Consider the following 23,377-nt stretch of genomic DNA (forward strand, 5'->3'; position numbering starts at 1 on the left):
GTTCCCGGGCATTCAGTCTGGGCTGAACCGTGCCAGGGCCTTCGCCAGCTGCACTTTGGCGTTCATGTCCACGATGCTGTCATGCGCCATCACCACCCGCTCGATCGGCCAACGCAGGATGCGCTGACAGCTTGCGGCGGCGGCAGGCTTGTCCCGGGTGACCAGCGACACCAGCCTGGACACCGCCAGACCGTTCATCACACCATTGAGGTGACCGTACGCCCGCGACTGCCAAGGCCAGTCACCCTGGAACCACATGCAGAGGTCGGTGGCGATGAGGGTCTTGCTGCGCTCATGAAACCAGACCGTCTCACGAACCAGCGGCATACCCTCCACAAACACCTGATCCAGCTCTGACGCCCACTCGGGCAAGACCTCCCTGGGCAAGGTGCGCAGCTCCGTCAGATCTGGCCGCTTCTTTATGAGCCCTGGCGCTCCCCACAACTGCGCCAAGGGATAGGCCTTCAGCGCCTCCCCTGCGAACAGGTGGTGGGCGAGGTTGGGGGCGACGATCCAGCGGACCCGCCCAAGTTGATTCAACCCGTTCTTGAGCGCCTCGGTGAGGGGAATGGGTGAGTGCAGCCACAAGGCACCATCGGGAAACCGGACCACCGTCATGCGCGACGACAGCGCCAAACCCATGGACTTGAAGCGGTGGGTTGCGCACCACAGATCGGGGGCGATGGATTGCAGCATGGGTGGCGTCTTTCTTCTGTTGTGCACAGCACGATCAGCGCGCCAGTGTATGCCCGCCCCGGCCGCATTGCATGCGCCCAACCCAATCTCGCACCACCAACCGGCTCACTCGATCCCGTCGTCTTCCGAGCCTTTCACGACCTTGTAAATGGTCTCGGCGGCAAACCCACGGGTCGACAGAAAGCGCATCTGCTTCGCCCGGCCCTGCGCGTCATCGGCAGGCCCGCCAAATTTTTTCCGCCAGACCTCGCGGGCGCGCTCGACCTCGGTGGCCTTCAAGTTGCCCACGGCCAGAGCGATCGCTTCAGGCGCCAAGCCCTTGGCCAGCAACTCTTGCCGCACCCGCATCACCCCCAGGCGCGGCGCGCGACGAAAAATCACCGACTCCAGAACGCGCTGTTCGTTGATGAAACCCTTGGCCTGCAAATCGTCCAGCGCCTTGGCCAGCTCGCCCGCTTCAGTCTCATGTGGGCGCAGCTTGCGCTCCAGCTCGGCGCGCGAATGCTCACGCTGCCCGAGCAGGCGCAGGGCGCGGCCCTTCAGCGAGAGTTGGTTAAAGGCCATGTCTGCTCACTACCGGAAAAGCCCCCTCGAGGGCCAGTGACACAGTGACAAAGCGCGCTCACGCGGATTGCACCAGTTGCCTGATCTTCACGGCTTTTTCGAAGTGGTCCAACCGGTGGGTATGAATCCACCAGGTGGCCGCTTCCAGCAAGAGGTCAGGGTCATCGTTCTTGTTGGCGAAGAAAGCATAGAACGACAAGCCCACCCCTTCGCCTTTGCTGGCCACCTTGGCGTCGCACACGGCAACGATTGTCTCTCTCAAGGATGTCCGCAAGATTCCGCTCACTCCACCTGCGGCACGACAGCCTCAGCCTTTTCGGCTTTTTCGGCTTTGGCCGCCTTTTTGCCACCCTTGCCAGGAGCCTCGCTGCTGGGCAGCAGCGGTACACCCAGCTCGGTGCGCACCTTGTTTTCGATCTCAAAGCGCAGATCGGGGTTTTCGCGCAGAAATTCGCGCGAGTTGTCGCGGCCCTGGCCGATTTTTTCCCCGTTGTAGGCGTACCAGGCACCCGACTTGTCGATCACGCGGTTGGCCACGCCCAGGTCAAGAATCTCACCTTCACGGCTGATGCCCTCACCAAACAGGATGTCGAACTCGGCCGTCTTGAAAGGAGGCGCCACCTTGTTTTTCACCACTTTGACTTTGGTTTCGTTGCCGATTGCATCGTCGCCCTTCTTGATGGTGCCGGTGCGGCGGATATCCAGGCGAACAGAGGAGTAAAACTTCAATGCGTTGCCACCGGTGGTCGTCTCGGGCGAGCCGAACATCACGCCGATCTTCATGCGGATCTGGTTGATGAAGATGACCGTGCAGTTGGTTTTTTTGATGGATGCGGTGAGCTTGCGCAGGGCCTGGCTCATCAACCGGGCCTGCAGGCCGGGCAAAGAATCGCCCATTTCACCTTCGAGTTCTGCCTTGGGTGTGAGCGCTGCGACCGAGTCGACCACGATCAGGTCGACTGCGCCAGAGCGCACCAGGCTGTCCACAATCTCCAGCGCTTGTTCGCCGGTATCGGGCTGGGAGATCAGCAGGTCTTGCAGGTTCACACCCAGTTTTTGGGCGTATTGGATGTCCAGAGCGTGCTCAGCGTCCACGAAAGCGGCTTGACCACCCACCTTTTGCATCTCGGCGATCACTTGCAGCGTGAGCGTGGTTTTGCCAGATGACTCAGGGCCGTAGATTTCGACCACCCGACCACGCGGCAATCCGCCAACGCCCAGTGCAATGTCAAGGCCCAGAGAGCCGGTGGATACCACCTGGATGTTCTCAATCACCTCGCCTTCGCCCAGACGCATGATGGTGCCCTTGCCGAACTGTTTCTCGATCTGGGCCAATGCGGCCTGCAAGGCCTTGGATTTTTCACTGTTGAGCGAATTGGATTTGACGGCTACGTCCATTTTTAACTCCTTGAATATGTTGATCTGCGAAGAGAGTGGGTGTTCGCTTCAAGCCATTTGGGTTTGCATACAGGCTGGATGCTTGAACAGGAGTTTATCGCCTCATACATTCCTGACAAGCCATATTTTCGTCAGTTTGCCTTACTATATAACGTCCCCTGCGCCGCTGCGCGGCTTCCCCCCAAGGGGACCACGCCTGCGGCCCGGCGGAGCCGGTTCCACGGCGTGTGCTGGGGCTTCGCATTGCCGCCCTCTCTTCGAATTGGGCGGCTGTCGGGCATTCGAAAAGGCTGAAGGGTTTTAGATGATCGAGCAGATTGAGGGCCATCAGGAAGACGACCGCTGGCGCCAGACCCACCTGGGGCGGCTCATGGGCTTGGCCTTGCGCCGCTTCGACGAGCGGGTACTGCACCTGATGGCCCACGACGCGAATGTGCCGTTGGCGCTGTCGAACCTGGCTGGGCGCGATCAGATCGGTGCAGCCCATGTGCACATCACCCGCCATCTGAGCCGCAACGGCTCGCGGCTGACCGAACTGGCAGAGGCCGCCGGCATGAGCAAGCAGGCCATGGGCGACCTGGTGACGCAGTGCGAGGCCTGGGATCTGGTGCGGCGCGAGCCTGACCCACACGATGGGCGTGCGCGCCGCATCGTGTTCACCTCCACGGGCCTGCTCTGGCTCGATGCCTTTCAGCAAGCAGTGGCACAAGCCCAGGACGAATTTCGCGCGATGGTGGGCGAAGAGGTGGCCACTGTGGTTTCTCTGGGTCTGGAAGCCTATGGCGCCGGATAAATGGCGCATATCCAAGGGTTGCCCCGCCGTGCGGTGGCGCAGGCATTCGTCATAATTACAGACGGAGCACGGGACGCCCCGCCCCAACAGCTGGCGCCACGGCGCACAGCCACAACAACTGGAGACAATGATGCGCATCCTTATTGCAGAAGACGATCAGGTATTGGCCGATGGTTTGTTGCGCAGTTTGCGGGCCGCAGGCGCCGCAGTGGATCACGTGGCCAGCGGCAGCGAAGCCGATGCGGCCCTGATGACCAACAGCGAGTTCGACCTGCTCATTCTTGATCTCGGCCTGCCCAAGATGCATGGCCTGGAGGTGCTCAAGCGCCTGCGCTCCAGGGGCTCGGTCTTGCCGGTGCTGATTCTGACGGCGGCTGACAGCGTGGAAGAGCGCGTCAAGGGCCTGGACTACGGTGCCGACGACTACATGGCCAAGCCGTTTTCGCTGCAAGAGCTGGAGGCCCGGGTTCGCGCCCTCACGCGCCGCGGCATGGGTGGCGCGACATCCACCATCAAACATGGCCCGCTGGAATACGACCAGGCCGGTCGCGTGGCCACCATCGAGGGCAAGATGGTCGAGTTGTCGGCGCGTGAACTGGGGCTGCTGGAAGTTTTGCTGCAGCGTTCCGGCCGGCTGGTCAGCAAAGACCAGTTGGTCGAGCGGCTTTGCGAATGGGGCGAAGAGGTGAGCAACAACGCCATTGAGGTGTATATCCACCGCCTGCGCAAAAAGATCGAAAAGGGCCCCATCCGCATCGCCACAGTACGCGGTCTGGGTTACTGCCTTGAAAAAATCCCTGGCTGAAGAGGCCGCCGTCGCCCAGGGCTCGGGCGAAGCACCGGTACCCAAAGACGAGCGTTTTGGCTCGATGTCGTTCGGACTGTTCCAGCGAGAGCAGCGCAGCCTGTTCGGCGAGATTCTCGACTGGATGCTCACGCCGCTGCTGCTGTTGTGGCCGCTGTCTCTGGCGCTCACCTGGTTCGTGGCTCAGGGCATTGCCAGCAAACCGTTTGACCGCGCAATGGAATTCAACCTGCTGGCGTTGACGCAGTTTGTCGTCGCCAGCAACAACCAGGTGAGCTTCAACCTCACGCCTCAGGCACGCGATCTGCTGCGCGCCGACGACAGTGATCTGGTCTATTACCAGGTGCTGGATCCGCGTGGCGCCCTGATCAGCGGTGAAGTCGATTTCCCGCTGCCCCATGACAACCAGACGCCCGAACCTGGGAAGGTGATGCTGCGCGACGATACCGTGCGTGGCGATGAGGTGCGGGTGGCCTATGCCTGGCTTGCACGCTCGGACAACCCGGAACACCTGGTGCTCATGCAGGTGGCTGAAACCAAAGGCAAGCGCTCCACGCTGGCCACAGAAATCATCAAAGGCGTGATGGTGCCGCAGTTCATCATCCTGCCGCTGGCAGTGCTGCTGGTTTGGCTGGCGCTGGTGCGCGGCATCCGCCCACTCAATGAGCTGGAGCAGCGCATCCGGGCACGCAAACCCGACGATCTGAGCCCCATTGAAGAGTCGTTCATTCCGCAGGAAGTGGCCCCGCTGGTCTCATCGATCAACGACTTGCTCACCCGGCTCAAGGCCTCGCTCACCACCCAGAAGCGCTTCCTGGCCGATGCCGCACACCAGCTCAAGACGCCGCTGGCTGGCCTTCGCATGCAAGCCGAACTGGCGCAACGCGAGACCGACCCCCAGGAAGTGCACGGCTCGCTGCAACAGATCGCCCGCGCCAGCACCCGCGCCACCCACACGGTGAACCAGTTGCTTGCGCTGGCCCGCGCCGAAACCACCGGTCGCACCCTGCCCACCGTGTCCATCGATCTGGCCGAGCTGGTCACAGGCGTGGTGCAAGACTCGGTTCCCCGCGCCATGGAGCACGGTATTGATCTGGGCTACGACGGGCCTGAGGCCATGCCCGCGAACTGCCTGATGGAAGGCAACAGCACGCTGCTGCAGGAAATGGTTCGCAACCTGGTGGACAACGCCATCCATTACTCGGGGCGCGAGGGTGTGGTGACAGCGCGCGTGCTCTTTGACCGGTTCAGCGGCGTGCAGATTTTGCAAGTCGAAGACAACGGCCCGGGTATTGCAGAGAACGAACGTGAACTGGTTCTGCAGCCGTTCTACCGCGCGCTGGGTACCAACGTGGATGGCTCAGGCCTGGGCCTGGCCATCGTGCACGAAATTGCCCAGCAACACGGCGCCTCGGTGCACATGGAAGACGCCCACAACAACCGCAATCACCGCGGCTTGCGGGTCTCGGTGCGCTTCAGTCCGAAGTCAAGCCGCGCCGAAGAATAGCCGGGCGCTCAAGCCTGGGCTTGCAGCGTATCGCCCAGCGCGCTCACCATCCGATCGATCTCGGCCGGGGTGCTGATGAAGGGTGGCGCCAGCTGAATGGTGTCGCCACCATTGCGCACGTAAAAGCCCTTCTTGTACATGGCCATGGCGATCTCAAAAGGCCGGCGCGCTGGTTCTCCTGGCATGGCGTCGATGGTGATGCCCGCAGCCAGACCGATGTTGCGCACATCGGCCACGTGCTTCACGCCTTTCAACCCATGCACGGCGTGCTCCAGAACCGGCGCGAGCTCGCGCACACGTTCCAGCGAGTTGTCGCTCGCCAGCAAGTCGAGTGATGCAATACCGGCGGCACAGGCCACCGGATGGGCCGAGTAGGTGTAGCCGTGTGGGAACTCGATCGCGTATTCGGGACCGCCTGCGCCCATGAAGGTGTCGCAGATTTCCTGCTTGGCAACCACGCCGCCCAAGGGCTGTGTGCCGTTGGTGACCTGTTTGGCGAAGTTGATGATGTCGGGTGTGACGCCAAAAGCCTCGGCGCCGGTCCAGGCGCCCGCACGCCCAAAGCCGGTGATCACTTCGTCAAAAATCAGCAAGATGTTGTTTGCCGTGCAGATCTCGCGCAGGCGCTGCAAATAGCCCACGGGTGGCGGAATCACACCGGCAGAGCCCGCAAACGGCTCCACGATCACGGCGGCAATATTGGACGCATCGTGCAGGGCAATCAGGTTCAGCAAATCGTCGGCCAGATGGGCCCCTGTCTCGGGCATGCCACGAGCAAACGTGCCGTTGGCGGCTTGCGTGTGCGGCAGGTGATCGGCTTCCAGACCTTGGCCAAACAGCTTGCGGTTGCCCACGATGCCCCCCACCGAGATGCCGCCAAAATTCACACCGTGGTAACCCTTGGCTCGGCCGATCAAACGGGTTTTGCCGGCCTGGCCTTTGGCTCGCCAGTAGGCGCGGGCCATTTTCAGCGAGGTGTCTGCGGACTCCGAACCCGAGCCTGTGAAAAACACCCGGTTGAGACCTGCCGGCATGCGCTCGACGATTTTGTTGGCCAGCTCAAACGACAGCGGGTGCGCAAAGTTGAAAGCGGGTGAATAGTCCAGCGTGGCCATCTGCTGACTCACGGCTTGAACAATTTCCTTGCGGCCATGGCCCAGACCCGTACACCACAAACCCGACAGGCCATCGAACACCTGCCTGCCATCGTGGGTCGTGTAATAGGCTCCCTCGCCGCGCACGATCAGACGCGGATCCTGCTGAAACTGGCGGTTGCCGGTGAATGGCATCCAGTGGGCTGCGAGCCATTCGGCGTCGGTGCGGGGATTGGCTTGCTGCAATTGCTGGGAGTCGCTCAGGTCCATGGCGTGCTTTCGGAAAAGGGTGGTCAAGGGCGCCATTGTCAGAAGCCGTTCACTCCATGAAAATGACAACACACGCCACTTTACTTGACGATTTATGCAACAAACCGCCATCCCTTCGATCGGCCAGATAGCCGACGTGGATCTTCGCCTGCTGAAGGTATTCAAGGCGGTGGCCGATTGCGGCGGCATGGCCGCGGCCGAGCTGGAGCTCAACCTTGCGATGTCGACCATCAGCCGCCATGTGAAAGACCTGGAAACCCGGCTGGGGCTGGTGTTGTGCCGGCGCGGGCGCGGTGGCTTCGCACTCACACCCGAGGGCACCCGGGTCTACGCCGCCGCACAACACCTGATTGCTGCCACCGACGCCTTTCGCGGCGAACTGCACGATATCCACCGCCGCATGGGTGGTGACCTGCATGTGGCGTTGTTTGAAAAAACCGCCACCAACCCAGAATCGCACATACCGCAGGCCATTCGCCGCTTCCGTGCCATCGCACCCCAGGTGAATCTGCACCTGCACGTGGGCCCCATTGGCATGATCGAGCGCGGCGTGATCGACGGCCAGTACCATCTGGGCATCATCCCCGAGCACCGGCGTTCTGAAAGTCTGGACTACCTGGACCTATTCGGCGAAACCATGCAGCTCTATGCCAGCGAGGGCCACCCGTGGTTCCGTGCGCGCGACGACGCCGCGCGCGACTGGGCCGCCCTGCAAAAGCAAGCCCTCGCAGCCCTGGGCTACCACTCGCCCAACATGGCCCTCACCCACGCCCGCCGCCTGGAACGGGCGGCCACCGCATCGGACCAGGAGGCCGTGGCCAACCTCATACTTTCCGGCGCCTATGTGGGCTTCCTGCCCGATCACTATGCCCGGGTGTTTGTCGAGGCCAAGCAGATGCGGGCCGTGGCGCCTGCGGTGTTGCGCTACGAATGCCGCTTTGCCTGCATCTGGCGGCATGCGCCTGGGCCGTCGAGGGTGGCCGAAGCATTCCGGGTCGCCCTGCATGGCGCGCACCAGCCTCACCAACAGGCCACTACCTGATGAAGATGGCATTCGGAAGCAACGCCAGCACGGAGGCCACAAATCGGCTCCTCACAATGGCGCCTCCGATGGCAAATCGGCCACCAGCGGCCAAGTGGTGAAATCCGCGGTCCAACACCGCGCTGGTCCATGCTCAGGCTGCTGGTTTGTAGACGTTCAACTCCAGCCGCTCCCGCTCGACCGCAACGGCCACGGCAGGCAGTGCGGCGAAGCGCTGCGCCAGCGCCCAGGCGGCGGGGAACGTGGTGGGGTCGATGCCCGCGTAGCCACCCCAGCGCAGCAACGTCAACGTGTAGGCGTCCACCGCTCCAGGGTACTCACCAAAGAGCCACGGTGAGCCTTTGGCGGCCAGTGCATCGATTTCCTGCAAACACTCGCGGTAGCGGTCCACAGCAAAACGTTGCATGGCCTTTTGAGCCGCTTGGTCGTCGCTGAATTTCTGCGGCATGAAGAAATGGGTGAAGGTGGGGTGCACCGTGTTGTTCATCCAGGCCAGGAGTGAAAGCGCGTGGGTTCGCTCCATGCCCGACGCGGGCAGGATGTGGGCCTGAGGCAGCTTGGCGTCGAGGTGCAGCAAGATGGCGACGATCTGCGTGATCACCACACCCTCATCCACCAGAACAGGCACCTGCCCGCGCGGGTTCAAGGCCAGGTAATCGGCCGTGCGCTGCTCACCCTTGTGCAGCTTGACCATCGAGGGTTCAAAATTCACACCAGCGATTTCCAGCATGGCGTGGGGCACGAACGAACAGGCGCCGGGGGCGAAAAAGAGTTTCAGGCTCATGGTGGTGTCTCCGTAAGAAAGTTGGGTAAATAACGGGCCAGTGTGGGGGCGACCGGCGCGGCATGGCAGTGTGGTTGCACAACGATTTCCCGCCGGGCCGCCCCAAGGAAAATCAGCCTCCTCGGGGGGCAGCGACCCGCGCAGCGGCGGAGCGTGGGGGCATCACTACCCTAGCCGAGGTGAGGGCCGATCAGCTTGGCAATCTCAAACATCGTGACCTGCGGTTTGCCAAACACAGCCTCGAGCTTGGCGTCGGCGTTGATCTTGCGTTTGTCGGTTGCGTCTTGCAGGCTATTGGCCTTGATGTAGTCCCAGAGTTTTTTCGTCACCTCAGGCCGCGACACCAATCCGTCGCCAATCACCGCAATCAACGCTGCGCTGGGCTGCTTTCCCGTGGCTGCGGTTGTTTTGCGCGGTGCCTTGGGTTTTTTCACAGCCGCCGTCTTTTTCGCCGCAGCCGCTTTTTTGGCCGGGGCGGCCTTCTTGGCTGCCACTGTCTTTGCGGCGGCACCAGCCGCGGTCTTGCGCGGTGGGTACTTGGAGGTGCGGGGTTCAAAGGCGAAATTCACCTTGCCAGCCTCGGCATCCCATGCCAGGAAGGCCTTGAACGAGCGGCGCGTGCGCATGGAGACGAACTTGTCGAGCAAATCGGTCTTGCCTTCGGCCAGCAGCTTTTGCATCTGCTCGCGTTCAATCGGTTGCTGCAAGATGATCTTGCCGCTCTTGAACTTGCAACTGGGCGTGGGCTGGGCCTCGGTGGGCACGGTCTTGGAGCAGACATAGTTGCTGCCATGCTCGTACACCGGGCTGCCACAGATCGGGCAGGCGCCCAGCGACTCGGCACCACTGAAGTCGACGATCTCGCCGCTTTCTTCGTTCTTCTTGTCATCGCCGAAGTCGAATTCCAGCTTCCAGTTCTTGTCTTCTTCGTTGAACTTGATGACGATCTCGGCCACGAAGGGCCAGCCCGCCTTGGAGCGGAACCCCTGAAGCGGGCCGATGTGTTTGGTGGCCAGCAAGGTTTCCGCTTCTTCGGGCTCAAAGGTACGCCCGGCTGGCGACTTGCCGAACGAGAAGCCACAGCCTTCGCTCGCACCGTCTTTGCCCACGCAGGTGTAGCGGCGGTAGTTCTCTTTCACCACGCCGCCGCAATTGGGGCAGGGTGTTTCCAGCGTGGCGTAGTTGCCAGGAATGGTGTCGCGGTCGTATTCCTTGGCTTTTCGAACCATGCGCTCGGTCATGGCGGCGATGTCGCCCATGAAGGCCGCGCGGCTGAGTTGGCCCTGCTCCATCTGCGAGAGTTTGTACTCCCATTCGCCAGTGAGTTCGGCTTTGGACAACTCTTCCACGCCCAGGCCGCGCAACAGCGTCATGAGCTGAAAAGCCTTGGCCGTGGGAATCATCTCCCGGCCTTCGCGCAGCATGTATTTTTCGGTCAGCAAACCTTCGATCGTGGCCGCGCGCGTGGCGGGCGTGCCCAGGCCTTTTTCCTGCATGGCCAAACGCAACTCGTCATCGTCCACCAGCTTGCCTGCACCTTCCATGGCGCCCAGCAGCGTGGCTTCCGAGTAGCGAGCGGGGGGTTTGGTTTTCAGGGCTTTGGGATCAGCGCTCTCGGTGCGCACGGTTTCACCTTCTCGCACGGGAACCAGGTTTTGGCCCTTGTCACCTTCTTTGGCATCGGTCACATCTTCTGCAGCCTCTTTGCCATACACCGCCATCCAGCCCGGCTTGACCAGCACCTTGCCTTCGGTCTTGAAGTGGTGACCGACTGCACTTGTGATGCGGGTTGTGACGGTGAATTCCGCCGACGGGAAGAACACCGCCAAGAAACGGCGCACGACCAAGTCGTACAGCTTTTGCTCGGCCTCAGACAATCCACTCGGGGCTTGCAGCGTCGGGATGATGGCGAAGTGATCACTGACCTTGCTGTTGTCGAAGATGCGTTTGCTTGGGCGGATGTAGCCGCCGTCGATCGCGGTCTTGGCATGGGGTGCCAGGTGCTTCATGCCGCTGTCGGCCAGCATGGCAAAGGTCTCTTTGACCGTCGGCAAATAGTCTTCGGGCAGCGCGCGCGAATCGGTACGCGGGTAGGTCAGGGCCTTGTGGCGCTCGTACAGGCTTTGAGCGAGCTGCAGTGTGGTCTTGGCGGAGAAGCCAAACCGGCCGTTGGCTTCGCGTTGCAGGCTGGTCAGGTCGTAGAGCAAACCGCTGGCCTGGGTCGTGGGCTTGCTTTCTTCTTTGACCGTGGCGGCCTTGCCGCGCACAGCGTCAGCGATCTCGACAGCTTCGCGCTGGCTCCAGATGCGATCGGCGCGCAATTCCGCATCGGCACCCTCTTCAATTTGTTGGGCTGTTGGTTTCTTGAATTCCGGGTCAAACCATTTGCCCGGGTATTCACCGGCTTCGGCCAGAAAGCCACCGTGGATTTCCCAGTAGTCGCGGCTCTTGTGCGCGCGGATCTTCTCTTCGCGCTCCACCACCAGGGAGAGCGTGGGCGTTTGCACCCGGCCGACCGTGGTCAGGAAAAAACCGCCGTCGCGCGAGTTGAACGCGGTCATGGCACGGGTGCCGTTGATACCCACCATCCAGTCCGCTTCGGAGCGGCTGCGCGCGGCATCGGCCAGGCCCTGCATCTGCTCATCGGTTTTCAGGTGTTCAAACCCGTCGCGAATGGCCGCCGGCGTCATCGACTGCAGCCACAGGCGCTGCACCGGCTTGCCCAGCCCCTGGTAGGCGCCGCCTTTGAAGCCTCCCGCGTACTGCTCGATCAATCGGAAGATCAGTTCACCTTCGCGGCCCGCGTCACAGGCGTTGATCAAACGGCCCACGTCTTTCCGCTTGGCCTGCTTGACCACCGCCGACAAGCGCGACTTGGTCTTGTCGATGGGCTTCAATTCAAAGTAGGGCGGCAACACCGGCAAGTTGGCAAAGCTCCACTTGCCGCGCTTGACGTCGAACTGCTCGGGCGCAGCGATTTCCACCAAGTGGCCCACCGCGGAGGTGACCACATAGGTGTCACTCTCAAAGTGGTCATCGTGTTTTTCGAACTTGCCCGCCACAGGGGTGAGCGCTCGCACGATGTCTTGGGCCACGGAGGGCTTCTCGGCAATGACCAGGGTTTTGGCGAAAACTTCGTTTTTCATCTCTACAATCGGTTTTCTCGCGCGCACGTTCGTGCGCGCACACGCAAGGGTGCGCACACACACGCGCGCACCTGCATGAATCAACCTTACCAAATATTTTGGCCGTGACGAAAACCCCTCGCAAGACGCCCAAGTCCGCCGACGCCGCACCAGCAGCGGCCGGCAGGCGCATTCAGACCCGCCGCTCGGGCGTGCATGGCAAGGGCGTGTATGCCGTGGTCGACCTGGCCGAAGGCGAAACGCTGATCGAGTACGTGGGCGAAGTCATCACCTGGGAAGAAGCCCTGGACCGCCATCCCCACGACCCTACAGATCCGAACCACACGTTCTACTTCCACATCGACGAAGAGCATGTGATCGACGCCAAACACGGCGGCAACTCTTCGCGCTGGATCAACCACAGCTGCAAGCCCAATTGCGAAGCCGAAGTCGACGACGGCCGCGTGTTCATCCGGGCCAGGAAAAACATCAAAGCCGGCAAAGAGCTGTTTTACGACTACGGCCTCGTCATCGACGAGCCCCACACGCCCGAGCTGCTCAAGCAATACCCTTGCTGGTGCGGCGCGAAGAAGTGCCGTGGCACGCTGTTGGCACCGCAGAAAAAGGGCAAGAAGTCCAAGCTGGGCTGACCAACGCGACGCCCTGTGTTTCCCCCGAACAGGGGACCGGACGGCCGGATGAAAGTAGCACCTTCAGGTACATTTCAGGATCGATAGCCGGTCCTGCCCTGCGGTGGCGCCGACCCCACCGCTTCTGCAGGGACGCCATGTTTACCTCTCCCGCCTCTGAACTTCATTCCGCCCCTGGTCTGCGTAAAGCACTGATCGCTGTGGCCTGGGCCTCATGCGCCAGCTTGCTCCTGAGTGGCTGCATGACCGCCGCGAACATCGCGCAAAATCTCGACAACAAGGCGCGGGTCAGCGAGACCCAGCAGGGCATCACCGTGCTGCGCGCCCATATCAGCAAGCTGCAAGCCGCCGGCGACCCGCTGGGCGATTACTACTACGCGCTGGGCAACTCCGACGGCTGGATCAAGGACGTGAGCGATCCCAAGGCCATCACGGCGCTGTTTGAGAAGGCGGCGGCCAAGGGGTCGATGGATGCGAAGATTTTGTTGGCGTTGCAGCTGGTGTCAGACGATGCCTTGCCTGGGCGCTTGGACTACGGCCACGGTCCAGGCAAAGATCTGAATAAATGGGAGCAAGGCTTGGCCAAGTTGCTCCCTTTGCTGCAGCAGCAATGCAGCGTTCGCAGACTGGTCGTGGACGAAGGGCGAGCCAAAACAGCCTATTACCCTATCGCCTACGAAATTTGGCCACACTTCAGAAACGGCTACTACCAGTACAACGCCGATGGCACCCGCACCTTGTTGAAAGACCCGGAGCGGCAAAAAATCTGGGAAAAGCTGGATCGTTCTTGTCCAATACCTGAATTTGAGTGGGTCAAACCATAGAGGCCACCAATGGAAAGCGCACTGGCAAACCCAGCACCGAACCCCCTGGATGCCGCGATCGCCATGAAGTTGGCGTTCTGGTCCTACCCCCACAAGAACATCGAAGAAGCAGAAAAGGTCGCCAAATACCCCACCCGTTGGCGTCATGCAGAGCCCGGAAATGACCTTCCACCGGGCTTTGACAGCTATGTCCCTGCACAAAACGGGCAGCCTGCAATAGAAGGCTGGAACACACAGCACAACGCCAGAGGTGAGCTGATCAACCAGTTCATGGTGTCCATCAATCAGGACACCAAACAAATCACCTTCGACTTCAAAGGCTCGGACAACGTCAGCAATTTCAAGTCCGACTTTGGCAACGCAGGCGCCAGCGAATTTGCCCGCATCGAAGCCCAGGCTCAAAAAGCGCTGGAGGCAATGCAAGCGGATGAACGCTACAAAGGTTTCACCTTCGCCGCCACCGGCCACAGCCTGGGCGGCGGCATGGGTCAGAGCTTTGCGCTCAGGAACAACCTCGACGCCTACGTTTACAACAGCCTGCCGATTGCGCGCGACACCATCAAGGGCGACTATTTCAAAGAAGTGGGTGGCTTTGACGCTGCGCTGGCCCGTTACCAGAGCAGCGGCCGCACGGTGCACGACATCCGCACGCCCAACGACATCGCCACCTTCACCTACGACACCGTCACGCGCAACCAGTACCTGAGCGATACCGTGCGACCCGGCATCCAGCAACTGCCCGGCGCTGCAATCCCTGACCTGCTCAAGGCGGCTCTGATGACCAGTGAGGTGGGCGCGGCGCCAGCGCTGGCCATCATGGCCAACGACCACCGCATGGGTGCGATGTTTGACGCGCAGTACGGGCTGGGAGTCAATGCCGAAGGCGGTCGTTTTCGCATCCCCGAAGGCCATGTGGACTTTGCGGCGATCCCTGCCAAAGTACGCCAGCAGTTTGCCGAACTCAGCACCTCGCCCGTGAGCAAGGTCTACCAATCCGAGCGCGGCGCGACGCACGATGGCGCCACCTCGGCCTACAACCGTTTCGAGATCAGCCGGGCAGACGGTTCCACCCAGCGCCTGAGCATCCATGTGGCCTCGGGCGAGGTGGCGCTCGATCACCATCACGCCGACGGGCGGCGCACCCAAGTGGCGCTGGACCCCCGACACCCCGAACGCATGAGGGTCACGGAAACCGATGCGCCGAACCTCACCAAGGCCCCAGCGGAAAGCACTCCGGCGCCGCTGAGTGCCACCCAGCAAACACAGCTCAAGCACATCCACGCCCAGCTGGCACCCCGCCTGACAGCCCAGGGCTACAACCCCGAACAAATTGATCAGGTCGGCGCGGCCACGCTCGTGCACCTCGGTCGGCACGCCGCCAAAGGCGATGCCCGGGGCATCCATGTCAGCCATGACGGCGTACGCATAGCCATCAGCCACGAACACCACCAGCTCAGCGAGCTCGATGTGGCCACGGCTCTGAAAAAGAGCACTGGCGAGCACCTGCAGGAAGCTGTTCACGCGCAGGTCGAATCCGGGGCGCCCTCGACAGACAGGAACCAGCAGCCTCAGATGCACCGGACGCCCAACCCGACCGAACACGCAGGCGCCATGCAGCGCTGACAGTTCAGGCCACAATCGGGGTCTGAACTTCGACACCGACATGCGACCCTCCCATCTCACCCCACACGCCGAAAACATCTGGCTGTCCACCGTCGACCTGTTGCCGGGCTTCACCGTTGAAGTGGTGCCCAGCATCGCCTCAACCAACAGCGAGCTGATGCGCAGAGCCCGCGAAGGTTCAATGGACCCCGTGTTGCTGGCGGCCGAAGAGCAGACGGCCGGCCGGGGCCGCATGGGCAAGAATTGGCACAGCAGCCAGGCTGGGCAGTCACTCACTTTTTCCCTCGCCTTGCCGCTGGCACCCGGCAATTGGTCGGGTTTGTCGCTGGTGGTGGGTCTGAGCCTGGCCGAGCAGCTGCACACCGATGTTCGCCTGAAATGGCCCAACGACCTGTGGCTGCATCAGCGCAAGCTGGGCGGAATCCTGGTGGAGACGGCCAGCCTGGGGCAGGGCGGCGAAGGGCGGCGCCTGGTGGTGATCGGGATCGGGATCAACATCGCGCGCCCCGATGCCAGGCAACTGGCGGCAGCCCCTGCCTCTGGAGGCATGGCGGCCATGCCTCCAGCCGGACTGGCCGAGGTGTGCGTGGGCCAAACCGCAGGGGAGACGCTGGAGGCCGTGGTCCCGGCATTGGTGAGAGACATCCTGCGTTTTGAATCCGAAGGGTTTACAGCCTTCGCTTCGCGCTTCGCACAACGCGACGCCCTGTTTCAACAAACGGTACGGCTTTCAGACGGTCGCCAAGGCCAGGCCACCGGCGTGGACGCCAGTGGGGCCCTGAAAGTCAACATCGATGGCCATTTGCAGGCCATCACCAGTTCGGAAGTGAGTGTGAGGCCATGCTGAGGTGGGTGATTACGTTACTGGTGCTCGCCAATGCGGGTTTTTACGCCTGGACCCATGGTCACCTGAGTGCGCTGGGTTTTGCGCCCTCGGAGCAACGGGAGCCTGAACGCCTTCAAGCGCAGATTCAACCCGAAACCATGCATTTGCTCAACGCACCGGAGCCCCAAAAACCAGCATCCGAACCCGCAGCCGAGCCCCCCGCCCCAGCCACGACGCCTGCCGAGGCAGCCAGGGCTGCGCCAGCAGGCCCAACAGCCCCCACAACCCCACCGGCGCCTGCTGTCCCGACAGAACCTCTGTTGCCCCCTACCTCATGCTGGTACGCAAAGGGCTTCACCACCGCCCAAATTGAGCCTCTCGAAAAGCGGCTGCTCGATCTGGCGCTGCCCAAGGGCAGTTGGCGCATTCAGGAAGTGCGATCGGGTGGCCGCTGGGTGGTTTATATGGGTCGATACAACGACGAGCTGATGGACAAGAAGAAGGAAGAGCTCAAGGAGCTGAAGGTCGAATTTCGCACCTTGAACGACCCCCCACTGGGACCCGGTCTGGCACTGGGTACTTTTTCGACCGAAGCCGCAGCCGAACAGGGGCTCAGCAATGTGGCGCGCAAAGGCGTTCGCTCGGCCCGGGTCGCGAAAGACCGGGAAGAAACCGTGACCCACACCCTGCGCCTGTCTGAGATCACAGCCGAAGAGCGGGAAGCCGTCTTGCGCCTGGGCCCCGAATTCCTGGCTGGCAAATCGCTGCAGCCCTGCGGTTGATTGGGCTCCCCCCGCGCCGCGCTTTCAGCGCGTCACCCCCCAGGGGGCGATGCTGGCGGCCCGGCAAAGCCGGTTCCACGGCATCCTTGGTTCGGGCACGTGCTCCGGAAGAATTTGCTCCCCCCGCGCCGCGCTTTCAGCGCGTCACCCCCCAGGGGGCGATGCTGGCGGCCCGGCAGAGCCAAGCAATATGACCACCCCCATCGCCACCTCACTGCGTGTGGTGGCTCCGCCCCTCAAGGGGCGATGCCTGCGGCCTGGCAAAGCCAGTTCCGCGGCATCCTGAGTCAAGGCACGCGCTCCGGAAAGAGCTGGTCAAATAGAAACGCCGGGTCGCACTTCACAGTGCGACCCGGCGTGAGATGTCTCAACCCAGCGATCACGGTGGAACCGGCTTCGCCGGGCCACACGTGATGCCCCCTTGAGGGGGTGACGGGCTGAATGCCCGGCGCGGGGGTGAGTCGATTACCCGGCCACGACCCGAACCATCTCCAGGCACTTGTTCGAGTAGCCCCACTCGTTGTCGTACCAGGCGATCACTTTGACAAACGTGCCGTCCAGTGCGATGCCGGCATCGGCGTCGAACACGCTGGTGCAGGTCTCGCCGCGGAAGTCGGTGGCCACAACCTTGTCTGTGGTGTAACCCAGCACGCCCTTGAGCGCGCCTTCGCTCTGCGCCTTCATTTCAGCGCAAATCTCGGCGTAGCTGGCTTCTTTGTTCAGCTCGACCACGAGGTCGACCACGGAGACGTCAGACGTTGGCACGCGGAAAGACATACCGGTGAGCTTCTTGTTCAACTCAGGAATCACCACGCCCACGGCCTTGGCAGCGCCGGTGCTGGAAGGGATGATGTTTTCCAGGATGCCGCGGCCGCCGCGCCAGTCTTTGTTGCTCGGGCCATCCACGGTCTTTTGCGTGGCGGTGGCTGCGTGCACCGTGGTCATCAAACCGCGCTTGATGCCCCACTTGTCGTTGAGCACCTTGGCCACGGGGGCCAGGCAGTTGGTGGTGCAGCTGGCGTTGGAGATGATGGCCTGACCTGCGTAGGTGGCGTGGTTCACGCCAAACACGAACATGGGGGTGTCGTCTTTGGATGGCGCGCTCTGGATGACCTTTTTGGCACCGGCATCCAGGTGTTTCTGGCAGGTTTCTTTGGTGAGGAACAAGCCGGTCGATTCGATGACGATGTCGGCGCCGACTTCGTTCCACTTCAGGTTGGCCGGATCGCGCTCTTGCGTCAGGCGGATGGTCTTGCCGTTGACGACGATGTTGCCGCCTTCGACCTTCACATCGCCTTTGAAGCGCCCGTGCACCGAGTCGTACTGGAGCATGTAGGCCAGGTAGTCGGGCTCGAGCAGGTCGTTGATGGCGACGACTTCGATATCAGAGAAGTTCTGAATCGCGCTGCGCAACACGTTGCGCCCGATGCGGCCGAAGCCGTTGATACCGATCTTGATGGTCATGTCCAGTACTCCTTCAGTTGGAAAAGTTGCTAATCAGGGGAAAAAAATAGATGCAAGCGCTCGCCCCACCGAGGGCACCGCCAGGCCGGCTTTGCCGGATGGCCAGTGCCGCCCCCTTGAGGGGGTCGCGCGGAGCGCGGCAGGGGTGGGTCATTTCGCCAGCACGGTGCGCACCGTGTCGGCCACGTTGGAAGGCGTGAACCCAAAGTGCTCGAACAGCACTGGCGCAGGTGCCGACTCGCCGTAGGTGTCGAGCCCGACGACAGCGGCCACACCGTATTTCCACCAGCCATCGGTGGAACCCATTTCCACCGCCACGCGGGGCAGGCCCTTGGGCAAGACGCTGGCTTTGTATTCGGCGTCCTGGCGGTCAAAGGTCGTGGTGCTGGGCATGGAGACCACGCGCACGGCGATCTTGTGCTCCTTGGCCAGCAGCTCTTGCGTCTTCAAGGCCAGCTGCACTTCGGAACCGGTGGCGATGATGATGGCTTGCGCCTTTTTCTTCATGCCCACATCGGCCGGCTCGGACAACACATAGGCACCGCGGCTGATGTCGCCGAGTTCGTCCTTGGGTGCGTAAGGCAGGCCCTGGCGGCTCAGCAGCAGCGCGGTGGGGCGCGTGGCGTTTTGCAGGGCCACGGCCCAGGCCACGGCGGTTTCTGCCGTGTCGCCCGGACGCCAGACGTCCAGGTTGGGGATCAGGCGCAGGCTGGCGGCGTGTTCCACCGACTGGTGGGTGGGGCCGTCTTCGCCCAGGCCGATGGAGTCGTGCGTGAACACATGGATCACGCGCTGCTTCATCAGTGCGGCCATGCGGATGGCATTGCGGCTGTAGTCGCTGAACGTGAGGAAGGTGCCGCCGTAAGGGATGAAACCACCGTGCAGGGCCACGCCGTTCATGATCGCGGCCATGCCAAATTCACGCACACCGTAGTTGATGTGGCGGCCACCCTGACCAGCCTCGTTCTTCACCACGTTGCCCGCCAGATCAAAACGCAGGTTGGGGGTGGACTTGGTGTTGGTGAGGTTGGAGCCGGTCAGGTCGGCCGAGCCACCGAGCAGCTCGGGCACGGCGGCGGTGAACGCTTCCAATGCGATCTGGCTGGCCTTGCGGCTTGCCACGGTCTCGGCCTTGGTGTGGGCCGCGACCACGGTGTCAAAGGCGAGCTGGTTGAAACCCTTGGGCAGGTCGCCCTTCATGCGGCGCACGAATTCTTTGGCTTCGGCAGGGAAGGCGGCCTTGTAGGCGGCGAACCGGGCGTTCCAATCGGCTTCCATGGCCTTGCCGGCGGCTTTCGCGTCCCAGGCGGCGTAGACGTCTTTGGGTATCTTGAACGGCTCGTGGTTCCAGCCCAGCGCTTCGCGGGTCAGCTTGATTTCTTCGGCACCCAGTGGCTCGCCGTGGGCCTTGGCGGTGTTGGCGCGGTTCGGGCTGCCTTTGCCAATGGCGGTTTTGCAGCAGATCAGCGTGGGCTTGTCGGCGCTGTTTTTCGCGTCGGCGATGGCTTTGGCCACGGCGTCTGCGTCGTGTCCGTCCACGGCACGGATCACGTTCCAGCCGCAGGCTTCAAAGCGCCTGGGGGTGTCGTCGATGAACCAGGGTGCGACCTGGCCGTCGATGGAGATGCCGTTGTCGTCGTACAGGGCGACCAGCTTGTTGAGCTTCCAGGCGCCGGCCAGGGCGACGGCCTCGTGGCTGATGCCTTCCATCAGGCAACCGTCGCCCATGAACACGAAGGTGTGGTGGTCAACGATGGCATGGCCTTCGCGGTTGAATTCCGAAGCCAGCAGCTTTTCGGCCAATGCCATGCCCACGGCATTGGTGAGGCCCTGGCCCAACGGGCCAGTCGTGGTTTCCACGCCGGGCGTGTGACCCACTTCAGGGTGGCCGGCGGTTTTGCTGCCGAGCTGGCGGAAATTCTTCAATTCCTGAATCGGCAGCTTGTAGCCGGTCAGGTGCAGCAACGCGTAAATCAGCATCGAGCCGTGGCCGTTGGACAGCACAAAACGGTCGCGGTTGGCCCAGGCGGGGTTGGTGGGGTTGTGGCGCAGATGGCGGCCCCAGAGGGCCACGGCCATGTCGGCCATGCCCATGGGCGCGCCAGGGTGACCCGAGTTGGCGGCTTGGACCGCGTCCATGGCCAGCGCGCGGATGGCGTTGGCCTGCGTTTGGGCGGATACGGTAGGGGTCTGGGGGGTGCTGATTGCGTCGGACATGGGCTCGCCGTTTGAAGGGGTGGGAAAGCGGCGCGCAGGCGCCAAACCTCCGATTTTATCGGGCGCCTTGGCGGAGGGTCCGCAAACACCTTTCGCGCTCAGGAATAATGCATCCGTGAACACCGCTCCACCACGCTCTTCAGCCGCCATTCCCGCCATGATTCTGGCCGCTGGGCGAGGTTCGCGCATGCGCCCGCTGACGGACACCTGCCCCAAACCGCTGCTGGACGTACACGGACTTCCGCTGATGCAATGGCCCATGCAGTCGCTGTACGACAGCGGCTTCAAACAACTGGTGATCAACACCGCCTGGCTGGGCGAACAGATCGAAGAACGGTTCAGCGGCTGGACCGCCTCTCACCCAGGCGCACAGCTGAATTTTTCACACGAGGGCCTGGATTTTGGTGCGGCGCTGGAAACGGCGGGTGGCATTTCCCGAGCACTGCCTTTGCTTGGCGACGTGTTCTGGGTGCTGGCGGGCGATGTGTATGCGCCCGAATTTGCGTTTGACCCTGCCGAGGTGGCCCGCTTCATCGCCAGCGACCACCTGGCCCATCTCTGGCTGGTGCCCAATCCGGCGCACAACCCAGGCGGTGATTTTGGACTCGGCCCCGACGGTCTGCTCATCAACGACGCCGCTGCGCGGCTCACATTCAGCACCATCGGCTTGTACCGGCGCGCCCTCTTCCGTCAGCCGTGGTCAGAGATCCCCGTCGGCAATCCCGGCGGCATGGCAGCCCCACTCGCACCACTGCTCCGTTCAGCAATCGCAGGCAGACGCGTCAGTGCCAGTTTGTATGGCGGCGCATGGACAGACGTTGGGACGCCAGCGCGCCTGGCAGAACTGAACGCAACTGATTGATCCCTTTTCGAACCGCACACAAAAAAAGGACCCGAGGGTCCTTTTGCTTCGATCACAGTCGTTGTGACTGCAAGTTCAAGGCACGCTGTCGATTGGTGGCGTCTCGATCACGATGACGGGTGGGCACACCGGCACTGGACTGCAACCCTTGCCAGAGCCTTTGCCGGATCGCTTGCCGGAGCCTTTGCTGCCGCACTTGCCAGAATTTTTACCAGAGCCTTTGCCAGAACCCTTGCCCCAGCTCTTGCTGCCGCAACGGCTGCGCTTGCGACCGCAACCACCGCTGACTTCCAGCATCTCTTCAACGTTCAATACACGCATGGACTTCTCCAAAATCTGTGCGCCGGAACAAACCGGCACGGGTGAAGCGAACCCACCAAGTCCATCTAATACAAATGGTTGCGTTCGCCGGGACCTGAAGTCTAATAACGTTGCATACCCGTCGGCCACTCATCCAATGCGCAATATGCACAGGATTTCACAGAAACGCCTGGAAAAGTGCGGCACAACACCTGGCAGAGCCGCGCCAGCCTGTTGAACAACATCCCGCTTCGCCGCACGCATGAAAAAGGGCCCCGAGGGGCCCTTTAGGATGGATCACACAAGAATCACGGTACTTGCGGGAGATCGATTGGTGGGCAAACAGGTGGTGGTGGTGGGCACACTGGTGGCTTTGGCGCGCAGCCCTTGCCGGAGCCCTTGCCAGAGTTTTTGCCAGAGCCCTTACCGGAATTCTTACCGGAGTTTTTGCCAGAGCCCTTACCCCAGCTCTTGCTACCGCAGCGCCGGCGCGACCAGCCCCAACCGCCACTGACTTCTTCCAACTCGCTCAATTCCAATACACGCATGGCTATCTCCTGTGAGGCTCGCACCCCATACGGGTGCGATGAAACTTAACAAACGATGTATTTGTGTGTCAAATTCATCATTGCCTTCGTATTTATGAAGGTGAAATCATTATAAGTCGGTTACACGTTTTCACAAAACAGGGGGCGTTCCTCGTTCTCCCCATGCCGCCACAATCGGGGGCAGGCACAGCGTCAAGCCCCCGCACATTGCTCAACACACACCACCATGCCCAAGAAAAATACCCCACCTGTCGCTCCGGCATTCGGCCCCCAAGCCGCCACTGCGGAGCGTTTTTTGCTGGGGCCCAGGCACCTGGAAGAATGGCTGGACGAGGTTGGCGCACTCGGCCTGTCCGGACACCTGCCCGACCGAAGCGGTTTGACCGACCTGTGGCGTGTTGGCCAAAAAGAGTACGCACGGCTGGCGCTGAGCGAAGCGGGCGTGGCCGACAACGCGGCGATCCGCCCACTGCCCAAATCCATGGCCAGACACATCGCTCAACTGGTCGAACTGGAAGGCGTTCGGCGCACCTTTGACACCGTGCCCGTTGCGTTTGGCCTGGTGCCTCTCGACGCGCTCATCATTTCCCAATACAGCATGACCCAAGCCGTGGTCGACCGCATCGCTGAAGCCCACCCGGTGCCCATCAGCCCCAAACGCCTGGTCGAATTGTGTCTGCCACTGAAAGCCCCGGCCGCCAGTTTTCGGCTCGCCGGGCGCAGCGAAAAAGAATTCACCTTCGTCGCAGACGCCCACGACATGCGATTTCTCGACGCCCAGGTGATCGAGCCTGTCAACGTGCAGCAGGCGCCTGTGATGGGCCACCCTCAAGCGGTGATTGCGCTCAGCGTGGGGTTCAGTGCCAACCTGCTCAACACGGTGCGCTACAACGGTCGCATTGCCCTCAACAACGGCCACCACCGGGCGCTGGCGCTGCGCGCCATGGGCATGACCCACGCACCCTGTTTGATCCAGCCCTGCGCTTCGATGGAAGACCTGCAACAAGCAGCCTCCAGTGAAATTCTCAACAACGCCGATCTGTATTTCGATACGCCGCGCCCGCCGCTGCTGCGCGACTTCGACAACCCCTTGCTGGCCCACAGCTTTGCTGCGCCGCGCATGCGCCGCGTCGTGACCATCAAGCTTGATGTACAACGGCGCTTGCTGGCTTTGTAGACCTTTTGACACCACTGCGGCCAGTC

21 protein-coding genes are annotated in these 23,377 nt (G+C 62.1%); 11 read left to right on the top strand and 10 right to left on the bottom strand.

Going from position 1 to position 23,377, the window contains the following annotated elements:
* Window positions 1-12 precede the first annotated feature (12 nt).
* From LPB072_RS22495 to recA, 4 genes are all read right to left on the bottom strand, one after another.
* Window positions 13-696 carry a DUF4336 domain-containing protein gene (locus LPB072_RS22495; protein ID WP_066096452.1) on the bottom strand — a complete coding sequence of 228 codons (684 nt, stop codon included), beginning with the start codon at window positions 694-696 and terminating at the stop codon, window positions 13-15.
* Between the two features lie 105 nt (window positions 697-801).
* Window positions 802-1,260, bottom strand: coding sequence for a recombination regulator RecX (recX, locus tag LPB072_RS22500; RefSeq protein WP_066096455.1), 459 nt, complete (start codon window positions 1,258-1,260; stop codon window positions 802-804).
* 58 nt (window positions 1,261-1,318) lie between these two features.
* The gene (locus LPB072_RS22505; RefSeq protein WP_231943357.1) at window positions 1,319-1,522 is read right to left on the bottom strand and encodes a DUF6500 family protein; all 204 of its coding nucleotides are present in this window, start codon (window positions 1,520-1,522) and stop codon (window positions 1,319-1,321) included.
* Window positions 1,523-1,542: 20 nt separating this feature from the next.
* Entirely contained in the window at window positions 1,543-2,658 is a 1,116-nt protein-coding gene (gene recA / locus LPB072_RS22510; protein WP_066096457.1) for a recombinase RecA, read from the bottom strand.
* Between the two features lie 304 nt (window positions 2,659-2,962).
* Between recA and LPB072_RS22515 the strand changes: the two genes are divergently transcribed.
* The 3 genes from LPB072_RS22515 to LPB072_RS22525 all read left to right on the top strand — a co-directional run bounded on the left by LPB072_RS22515 (window position 2,963) and on the right by LPB072_RS22525 (window position 5,763).
* On the top strand, window positions 2,963-3,451 hold the full coding sequence (locus LPB072_RS22515) for a MarR family winged helix-turn-helix transcriptional regulator (RefSeq protein ID WP_066096459.1): 489 nt from the start codon (window positions 2,963-2,965) through the stop codon (window positions 3,449-3,451).
* Window positions 3,452-3,581: 130 nt separating this feature from the next.
* Complete coding sequence (locus LPB072_RS22520; RefSeq protein ID WP_066096969.1) at window positions 3,582-4,256, top strand: response regulator; 675 nt, start codon at window positions 3,582-3,584, stop codon at window positions 4,254-4,256.
* Between the two features lie 64 nt (window positions 4,257-4,320).
* The gene (locus LPB072_RS22525; protein ID WP_066096972.1) at window positions 4,321-5,763 is read left to right on the top strand and encodes a sensor histidine kinase; all 1,443 of its coding nucleotides are present in this window, start codon (window positions 4,321-4,323) and stop codon (window positions 5,761-5,763) included.
* A gap of 8 nt (window positions 5,764-5,771) precedes the next feature.
* Here LPB072_RS22525 and LPB072_RS22530 read toward each other — a convergent pair whose 3' ends face one another.
* Complete coding sequence (locus LPB072_RS22530) at window positions 5,772-7,127, bottom strand: aspartate aminotransferase family protein (protein ID WP_066096976.1); 1,356 nt, start codon at window positions 7,125-7,127, stop codon at window positions 5,772-5,774.
* Between the two features lie 94 nt (window positions 7,128-7,221).
* Here LPB072_RS22530 and LPB072_RS22535 point away from each other — a divergent pair, with 94 nt between their 5' ends.
* On the top strand, window positions 7,222-8,169 hold the full coding sequence (locus LPB072_RS22535; RefSeq protein ID WP_066096464.1) for a LysR family transcriptional regulator: 948 nt from the start codon (window positions 7,222-7,224) through the stop codon (window positions 8,167-8,169).
* Between the two features lie 133 nt (window positions 8,170-8,302).
* Here LPB072_RS22535 and LPB072_RS22540 read toward each other — a convergent pair whose 3' ends face one another.
* Complete coding sequence (locus LPB072_RS22540; RefSeq protein WP_066096467.1) at window positions 8,303-8,953, bottom strand: glutathione S-transferase family protein; 651 nt, start codon at window positions 8,951-8,953, stop codon at window positions 8,303-8,305.
* A gap of 170 nt (window positions 8,954-9,123) precedes the next feature.
* Window positions 9,124-12,099 (bottom strand): DNA topoisomerase III, encoded by a 2,976-nt coding sequence (locus LPB072_RS22545; RefSeq protein WP_066096470.1) that lies wholly within the window; start codon window positions 12,097-12,099, stop codon window positions 9,124-9,126.
* 104 nt (window positions 12,100-12,203) lie between these two features.
* On the opposite strand from LPB072_RS22545, the gene LPB072_RS22550 reads away from it, so the two are divergent.
* The 5 genes from LPB072_RS22550 to LPB072_RS22570 all read left to right on the top strand — a co-directional run bounded on the left by LPB072_RS22550 (window position 12,204) and on the right by LPB072_RS22570 (window position 16,783).
* Window positions 12,204-12,728 carry an SET domain-containing protein gene (locus tag LPB072_RS22550; RefSeq protein WP_066096474.1) on the top strand — a complete coding sequence of 175 codons (525 nt, stop codon included), beginning with the start codon at window positions 12,204-12,206 and terminating at the stop codon, window positions 12,726-12,728.
* Between the two features lie 242 nt (window positions 12,729-12,970).
* On the top strand, window positions 12,971-13,552 hold the full coding sequence (locus LPB072_RS22555) for a hypothetical protein (RefSeq protein ID WP_157559388.1): 582 nt from the start codon (window positions 12,971-12,973) through the stop codon (window positions 13,550-13,552).
* 9 nt (window positions 13,553-13,561) lie between these two features.
* Entirely contained in the window at window positions 13,562-15,175 is a 1,614-nt protein-coding gene (locus LPB072_RS22560) for an alpha/beta hydrolase family protein (RefSeq protein WP_066096480.1), read from the top strand.
* 40 nt (window positions 15,176-15,215) lie between these two features.
* Window positions 15,216-16,022, top strand: a complete 807-nt coding sequence (locus LPB072_RS22565) for a biotin--[acetyl-CoA-carboxylase] ligase (protein WP_066096483.1) — start codon at window positions 15,216-15,218, stop codon at window positions 16,020-16,022.
* Window positions 16,023-16,027: 5 nt separating this feature from the next.
* On the top strand, window positions 16,028-16,783 hold the full coding sequence (locus LPB072_RS22570) for an SPOR domain-containing protein (protein WP_157559389.1): 756 nt from the start codon (window positions 16,028-16,030) through the stop codon (window positions 16,781-16,783).
* Between the two features lie 465 nt (window positions 16,784-17,248).
* Here LPB072_RS22570 and gap read toward each other — a convergent pair whose 3' ends face one another.
* Window positions 17,249-18,247, bottom strand: coding sequence for a type I glyceraldehyde-3-phosphate dehydrogenase (gap, locus tag LPB072_RS22575; RefSeq protein WP_066096489.1), 999 nt, complete (start codon window positions 18,245-18,247; stop codon window positions 17,249-17,251).
* Between the two features lie 150 nt (window positions 18,248-18,397).
* A complete protein-coding gene (tkt, locus tag LPB072_RS22580) occupies window positions 18,398-20,464 on the bottom strand; it encodes a transketolase (protein ID WP_066096979.1) in 2,067 nt (688 codons plus the stop codon).
* A gap of 157 nt (window positions 20,465-20,621) precedes the next feature.
* On the opposite strand from tkt, the gene LPB072_RS22585 reads away from it, so the two are divergent.
* Window positions 20,622-21,326, top strand: a complete 705-nt coding sequence (locus LPB072_RS22585) for a nucleotidyltransferase family protein (RefSeq protein ID WP_066096494.1) — start codon at window positions 20,622-20,624, stop codon at window positions 21,324-21,326.
* A gap of 75 nt (window positions 21,327-21,401) precedes the next feature.
* Here the strand turns inward: LPB072_RS22585 and LPB072_RS22590 are convergent, their stop codons facing one another.
* Window positions 21,402-21,647, bottom strand: coding sequence for a hypothetical protein (locus tag LPB072_RS22590; protein WP_066096497.1), 246 nt, complete (start codon window positions 21,645-21,647; stop codon window positions 21,402-21,404).
* Window positions 21,648-22,400: 753 nt separating this feature from the next.
* On the opposite strand from LPB072_RS22590, the gene LPB072_RS22595 reads away from it, so the two are divergent.
* Complete coding sequence (locus tag LPB072_RS22595; protein WP_066096500.1) at window positions 22,401-23,351, top strand: hypothetical protein; 951 nt, start codon at window positions 22,401-22,403, stop codon at window positions 23,349-23,351.
* Window positions 23,352-23,377 lie beyond the last annotated feature (26 nt).

It is taken from the genome of Hydrogenophaga crassostreae (assembly GCF_001761385.1).
GTDB lineage: Bacteria > Pseudomonadota > Gammaproteobacteria > Burkholderiales > Burkholderiaceae_C > Hydrogenophaga > Hydrogenophaga crassostreae.